This is a genomic window from Burkholderia sp. ZZQ-2 (assembly GCF_050768715.1).
Taxonomy (GTDB): Bacteria; Pseudomonadota; Gammaproteobacteria; order Burkholderiales; family Burkholderiaceae; genus Burkholderia; species Burkholderia cepacia.
Map to the genome: position 1 here is coordinate 1 of NZ_LDVA01000309.1, position 6425 is coordinate 6425.

At 68.2% G+C, this 6425-nt stretch carries 6 protein-coding genes and 1 pseudogene; 5 read left to right on the forward strand and 2 right to left on the reverse strand.

Going from position 1 to position 6425, the window contains the following annotated elements:
* Positions 1-190, forward strand: a pseudogene (locus tag ABY44_RS27805) (pirin family protein); the annotation flags it as partial.
* A gap of 73 nt (positions 191-263) precedes the next feature.
* Here ABY44_RS27805 and ABY44_RS27810 read toward each other — a convergent pair.
* Positions 264-815: a periplasmic heavy metal sensor gene (locus tag ABY44_RS27810; protein ID WP_027786763.1), complete on the reverse strand. Its 552-nt coding sequence runs from the start codon at positions 813-815 to the stop codon at positions 264-266.
* Positions 816-1039: 224 nt separating this feature from the next.
* Here ABY44_RS27810 and ABY44_RS27815 point away from each other — a divergent pair, with 224 nt between their 5' ends.
* On the forward strand, positions 1040-1765 hold the full coding sequence (locus tag ABY44_RS27815) for a response regulator (RefSeq protein ID WP_021158495.1): 726 nt from the start codon (positions 1040-1042) through the stop codon (positions 1763-1765).
* Positions 1749-3065: an ATP-binding protein gene (locus ABY44_RS27820; RefSeq protein ID WP_059697659.1), complete on the forward strand. Its 1317-nt coding sequence runs from the start codon at positions 1749-1751 to the stop codon at positions 3063-3065. The genes ABY44_RS27815 and ABY44_RS27820 overlap by 17 nt, the downstream gene beginning before the upstream one ends.
* Positions 3066-3107: 42 nt before the next feature.
* Here ABY44_RS27820 and ABY44_RS27825 read toward each other — a convergent pair whose 3' ends face one another.
* Positions 3108-3374: a hypothetical protein gene (locus ABY44_RS27825; RefSeq protein WP_027786765.1), complete on the reverse strand. Its 267-nt coding sequence runs from the start codon at positions 3372-3374 to the stop codon at positions 3108-3110.
* Between the two features lie 509 nt (positions 3375-3883).
* Here ABY44_RS27825 and ABY44_RS27830 point away from each other — a divergent pair.
* Positions 3884-5641 (forward strand): ABC transporter permease, encoded by a 1758-nt coding sequence (locus ABY44_RS27830; protein ID WP_059686637.1) that lies wholly within the window; start codon positions 3884-3886, stop codon positions 5639-5641.
* 22 nt (positions 5642-5663) lie between these two features.
* Positions 5664-6425, forward strand: a 762-nt coding sequence (locus tag ABY44_RS27835; protein ID WP_431642777.1) for an ABC transporter ATP-binding protein, incomplete at its 3' end; no start/stop codon positions are given.

Consider the following 6425-nt stretch of genomic DNA (forward strand, 5'->3'; position numbering starts at 1 on the left):
CGACGGCGACGAGGCGGCGGCGTTCGACCTGCCGGCCGGGCGCCGCGCCTATGTGCACGTGGTGCGCGGTGACGTCGCGGTGAACGGCCGCGCGCTGGCCGCGGGTGACGGCGCGCGGATCGGCGGCGTGGACGCGGTGGCGTTCGCACGCGGCCGGGCGGCCGAGGTGCTGCTGTTCGACGTCGCCTGAAACGCAAAAGGGGACGCAGGGCGGTGCCCGCGTCCCCTTCGAGGATGCCGCTCCGCGGAGCGGCCCCGCCGGCTTACTGCGCCGGTGCCGACGCGGCCTTGGCCGCGCGGTGCTGCTGCCAGCGCTCCTTCATCTTCTCGTGGCGCTGTTCCATCTTCGCGAACTGTTGCTTGAGCGCCGTGCTGACCGTGGTCTTCTGCTGGTCGTTTAGGCCGTTGTAGAACGCGAGCCACGCGGCGGACGTCTGCTCGCGCAGTTGCGCGTTCTGCTGCTCGGCCTGCTGGCGCGCGGCGTGCATCGCGCTGAGATCGAGGATCGGCTGGTTCTGCTGCGCCTTGAACTGCTCGCGCATCTGCTCGTGGCTCTTGCGCATCGCGTCATGGTTCTGCTTCATCGTGTTGACGGCGGCCTGCCACTGCTGTTCCTGCGATGCGTTGAGCTTCAGCTGGTCGTGCAGTTTCATGATCACGCCGAACGGGCCGCCGTCGTGCCCGCCGTGCATCTGGTGGGCGCCGGGGCCGCCCGGAGGCGGCATGTCGCCGGGTTGCGCGGCGTGCGCGGTGCCGAATGCGAGAGCGAGCACGGTGGCGGCCGCGATGGCCACGCGGGAAGTCTTCTTATACATTTCAGAAACTCCTTGTATCCAAAGGGTCCGGCGATGCGGTGCCGGGAAAGCCGTGTACCGCATCCGGTAAGACGCAGGTTAGCGAGGCAGGCCCCGGCCGATGTTACGTGGCGCGGTGGCCGGGTTACCGCGCATTACAGTTCCCTTGCGCGGTAACCCGCAGTAACCCTTTCGTCCCTTTGTTTCGTTCTTCGACTCCGCCCTCGCGCGGTAAACTTCGAGCCATGACTACCCAGATCCTCATCGTCGACGACGACCAAGAACTCCGAGACCTGCTGCGCGACTATCTTGTGCGCCAGGGGATGGAAGTGTCCGTGCTGCACGACGCGGCGACGCTCGAGAAACGCCTCGAGCGCGAGCGGCCCGACCTGATCGTGCTGGACCTGATGATGCCGGGCGTCGACGGCCTGACCGCGCTGCGCCAGTTGCGCGCGGCCGGCGACGACATCCCCGTGATCATGCTGACCGCGCGGGCGGACGACGTCGACCGCATCGTCGGGCTCGAGCTCGGCGCGGACGATTACCTCGGCAAGCCGTTCAACCCGCGCGAGCTGCTCGCGCGCGTGCAGGCCGTGCTGCGCCGCCGCCGCGCGACGCCGTCGGCGGCGGCGCCCGAGCAGCGTGAGCCGTTCGGATTCGGCCGCTTCGTGCTCGACTTCCAGGCGCGTACGCTGTCGGTCGACGGCAAGCCGGCCACGCTGTCGAGCAGCGAATTCGCGCTGCTGAAGATCTTCGTGAACCATGCGCTGCGCACGCTCACGCGCGAGCGGCTGCTCGAGCTGCTGCACGGGCCCGAGTACGACGGCACCGACCGCGGCATCGACGTCCAGGTGTGGCGCCTGCGCCGCATTCTCGAAACGGATCCGTCGACGCCGCGCTTCATCCAGACGGTGCGCGGGCGCGGCTACGTGTTCGTGCCCGACGGCGAGGCCCATGCGCAAACCCATTGATTCACTGTTCGGGCGGCTGGCGCTGCTCGTCGTGGGTGTCCTGCTCCTGTCGCACTTCGCGTGGTTTTTCGCGATGCGGCTCGAGCGCAGCCAGATGCAGACGCGCTACGCGGTCGAAGAGGCCGCGTTCCTGGTCGACGCGGTGCGCCAGCACGTCGAGCGCACGCCCGACCAGCCGTTGCCGTCGCGTGTGCGGCTCGTGGCGCCGGACAGCGCCGACGTGCCGAACGGCGATCCGTCGAGCCTGCCGGCGGCGCTCAGGCGGTTCCGCGACGACGTGAGCGAGCGGATGCCGCCCGGCACGCGCGTCGAGCTCGGCGCACCCGGCCATCCGCCGGTGCTGTGGGTGAAGGAGCCGACCGACCGCAACTGGATCGTGGTGCCGGTGCAGCCGCTGCGGCCGCCGCGCTCCCTCGACCGGATGCTGCTGTGGCTCGGCACGATCTTCTCGGCCGGCGTGATTGCCGCGCTGTTCGCGGCCTGGCAGCTGCAGCAGCCGTTGCGTTCGCTTGCGCGCGCGGTCGCGCGCTTCGGCCGCGGCCAGCCGGTGCCGCCGTTGCGCGAGCGCGGCCCGCGTGAGCTGCGCCAGCTCACGCACGGCTTCAACCAGATGGTGGAACAGGTGTCGCAGGCCGAGAGCGACCGTGCGGTGATGCTGGCGGGCGTGGCGCACGACCTGCGCACGCCGCTTGCGCGGATGCGGCTGCGGGCGGAAATGATGGACGACGTCCGGCTGCGCGACGGCGTCGTGCGCGACGTCGATTCGATGTCGCACATCGTCGACCAGTTTCTGGTGTTTGCCCACGGCGGGTCCGATCGCAGCGAGCCGGTGCCGGTCGATCAGGCGTGCGAGCGGATCGCACGCAGCTATCGCGCGGTCGCGCCGAACGCGCCGACGGTCCAGACCCGGCTCGACGCCGATCCGGGCTTCCGCCTGCCGACGGCGACGCTCGACCGGATCCTGTCGAACCTGCTGGACAACGCGCATGCGTACGGTGCGCCGCCCGTGCTCGTCGAGACGGCACGCACGCCGGCCGGCTATGTGCTGTCGGTCAGCGACAGCGGCGGCGGGATCGCCCCGCGCGATCTCGCGGCGGCGACACGGCCGTTCGTGCGGCTCGATCCCGCACGCGGCGGGAACGGCCACAGCGGGCTCGGGCTCGCGATCGTCGAGCGGCTCGTACTCAGGCTGGGCGGGGCGTGCGACATCGGCAACCGCCCCGAAGGCGGCCTGCGTGTCGCGATGACGTTCCCGTTCGAGGCCGTGCCGAAGGACGAACCCCACGCACAGGCCGCATGAGCGGCTGCGGCGCCGGCCCGGCCGGGCTGGCGCCGCGTGGCATCATTCGCCGAACAGCGTACCGAGCGTCTCGGCCGCGTTGCTGTCGATGGTGTTGTAGGTCACGCTGGTGGCCTCGAAGATGTAGACGGTCGTATACCGGCCGAGGCGCTCCAGGATTTCTTCCTGCAGCGATTCAGGCACGACGTTCATGTTGAGGTACCATGCCGTCGACGACAGCCGCGTCTGGAACGACCCGTATTCCTGCATCAATTCGTAGAACGCGTCGGCATCCTGATCGCGGCAGACGATCACCAAGTTTCCTGCCATTCCCTTTCCTCCCGCTCGTCGATCGATCCCTAGGGCCTGCGGACACCGGGAACGCGCATGCGTTGCCATCGGTACGGCCGCAACCGACCCCAGGGGCCAGCCCCGATCATACCCGCTTAGTCGTATCGGGCTGATGACGCCCGACATGGTTTGCGCGTGCGTGCGGCGGGCGGGTTCCCGGCCGGGCCGGATCACGGCATAATTCGGGCCTGCGTGCCGGCCGAAGGAGTGTGGCCGGGCTGCTTGTACCGCGCACCCGTCATTCGCCCGCGCGCCAGGCACGATCCGTGCGCCGCCTGCGCCGTTCCCGGACGGTTGTACCTGAAATACAGGTTGGTGTAGTGTCGTGCCGTCGCGGGCCGGCACGTCCGGCGCGCGGCAGCGCGTGCACGCACGGCGCACCGCGCTCGCGCGCGATCGTCAGTCAATCGAATTACCGCACCCGTGCGCTTTGCCATGAATCAACATCGACTGCCGGCTTCGTTCGGCCTTACCGGGGAGGGCGCCTGATGAACGTCGGATTCTTCAATCCGAACCGGACCGCCAACGCGTCCGCATGGCGTGTTCTGCCGAACCGGTGGGATTTCATCGCGTTTCCGCTGATCATCTGCCTGATCGCGATGGCGGTCGTCGGTTTCCACGAAACGATGGCGCCGATCGGCACCCTGCAGACGCAGAAGATCTCGCTCGACCCGTCGAACCTGCCCGAATACGCGCTGCGCACCACGCTGCGGATGCTCGCCGCGATGGTCGCGTCGCTCGCGTTCACGCTCGTCTACGGCACGCTCGCGGCCAAGAGCCGTCGTGCCGGCATGGTGCTGATCCCGATCCTCGACATCCTGCAGTCGGTGCCGGTGCTCGGCTTCATCTCGTTCACCGTCACGTTCTTCCTTGCGCTGTTCCCGAGCCGCGTGCTCGGCGCCGAGCTCGCGGCGATCTTCGCGATCTTCACGAGCCAGGCGTGGAACATGACGTTCAGCTTCTACCAGTCGCTGCGCACGGTGCCGCGCGACCTCGACGAAGTGTCGCGAGGCTTCCACCTGACGTCCTGGCAGCGCTTCTGGAAGCTCGAAGTGCCGTTCTCGATGCCCGGCCTGATCTGGAACATGATGATGTCGATGTCGGGCGGCTGGTTCTTCGTCGTCGCGTCGGAGGCGATCACCGTCGGCAACCAGACCATCACGCTGCCGGGCATCGGCGCTTACCTCGCGCAGGCGATCTCCGACAAGAACTTCGGTGCGATCGGCTGGGTGATCCTCACGATGACCGTCGTGATCCTCGCGTACGACCAGTTCCTGTTCCGCCCGCTGATCGCGTGGGCCGACAAGTTCCGGATGGAAAACACCGCGTCGGGCGACGCGCCGCAATCCTGGCTGCTCGACCTCGTCCGCCGCACGCGCCTGATTCATCAGCTGCTCGTGCCGGCCGGCTGGTTCTTCGCGAAGGCCGCGCGGATTCCGCTGCGCCTGCCGCTGTCGGGCGCGATGCGCTTCACGCTGCCGAAAGTCGAGAAGAAGGCGTCGCGCACGGTCGACATCGCATGGGCCGCGCTCGTGCTGCTCGGCACGGCCTATATCGTGTGGCGCGTCATCAGCTTCGTGTCGACCGGCGTGACGATGGCCGAGGTCGGCCATGTGGTCATGCTCGGGCTCATCACGCTGCTGCGCGTGGTCGTGCTGATCGCGATCGCATCGGTCATCTGGGTGCCGATCGGCGTGTGGATCGGGCTGCGCCCGCGGCTCGCCGAGAAGCTGCAGCCGCTCGCGCAGTTCCTCGCCGCGTTCCCGGCGAACCTGCTGTTCCCGGTGTTCGTGATCGTGATCGCGCGCTTCCACCTGAACGCCGATATCTGGCTGTCGCCGCTGATCGTGCTCGGCACGCAGTGGTATATCCTGTTCAACGTGATCGCCGGTGCGACGTCCTACCCGAACGACTATCGCGAAGCGGCGACGAACTTCCGCATCCGCGGCTGGCAGTGGTGGCGGCAGGCGATCCTGCCCGGCATCTTCCCGTACTACGTGACCGGCGCGATCACCGCATCGGGCGGCGCGTGGAACGCGAGCATCGTGTCGGAAGCCGTGCAGTGGGGCAATACCAGGATCGAGGCGCACGGCCTCGGTGCCTATATCGCGCAGACCACCGCCGCCGGCGACTTTCCGAAGATCATCCTGGGCATCGCCGTGATGTCCCTGTTCGTTACCCTGTTCAACCGCCTGCTGTGGCGTCCGCTGTATGCCTTCGCCGAAGCGAAGCTGCGGCTCGACTGAGACCGATTGAGAGCGAAACGCGATGCACAATCCGAATGCTGTAAACGCCCCCGTCCAGACGAACCAGCCGCCGCGCCTCGGTGAGGAAATCCTGCGCGTCGACCACGTCTGTCGCGGCTTCAACAAGACGCAGGGCGAACTGCTCGTGCTCGACGATGCGAACCTGTCGCTGCGCGAAGGCGAGATCGTCGGCCTGCTCGGCCGTTCCGGCTCGGGCAAGTCGACGCTGCTGCGCATCATCGCCGGGCTGATCGAGCCGACCGGCGGCGAGGTGACCTATCTCGGCAAGCCGCTGCGCGGCCCGGCCGAAGGCGTCGCGATGGTGTTCCAGACCTTCGCGCTGTTCCCGTGGCTCACCGTGCTGCAGAACGTGGAAGCCGGGCTGGAAGCGCTCGGCGTCGGCGCGCGCGAGCGGCGCGAGCGTGCGCTTGCCGCGATCGACCTGATCGGTCTCGACGGTTTCGAGAACGCGTACCCGCGCGAGCTGTCGGGCGGCATGCGCCAGCGCGTGGGCTTTGCGCGCGCGCTCGTCGTCGACCCGACGATCCTGCTGATGGACGAACCGTTCTCCGCGCTCGACGTGCTGACCGCCGAGACGCTGCGTACCGACCTGCTCGACCTGTGGACGCAAGGCCGCATGCCGATCAAGTCGGTGCTGATCGTCACGCACAACATCGAGGAAGCCGTGTTCATGTGCGACCGGATCCTCGTGCTGTCGTCGAACCCGGGCCGCGTGATCGCCGAGATCAAGGTGCCGTTCAAGCATCCGCGCAACCGGCTCGAC

What these genes read in the sequence shown, in the direction of transcription:
- ABY44_RS27810 (WP_027786763.1), bottom strand. Translation starts at nt 815, where the DNA reads ATGTATAAGAAGACTTCCCGCGTGGCCATCGCGGCCGCCACCGTGCTC.
- ABY44_RS27815 (WP_021158495.1), top strand. Translation starts at nt 1,040, where the DNA reads ATGACTACCCAGATCCTCATCGTCGACGACGACCAAGAACTCCGAGAC.
- ABY44_RS27820 (WP_059697659.1), top strand. Translation starts at nt 1,749, where the DNA reads ATGCGCAAACCCATTGATTCACTGTTCGGGCGGCTGGCGCTGCTCGTC.
- ABY44_RS27825 (WP_027786765.1), bottom strand. Translation starts at nt 3,374, where the DNA reads ATGGCAGGAAACTTGGTGATCGTCTGCCGCGATCAGGATGCCGACGCG.
- ABY44_RS27830 (WP_059686637.1), top strand. Translation starts at nt 3,884, where the DNA reads ATGAACGTCGGATTCTTCAATCCGAACCGGACCGCCAACGCGTCCGCA.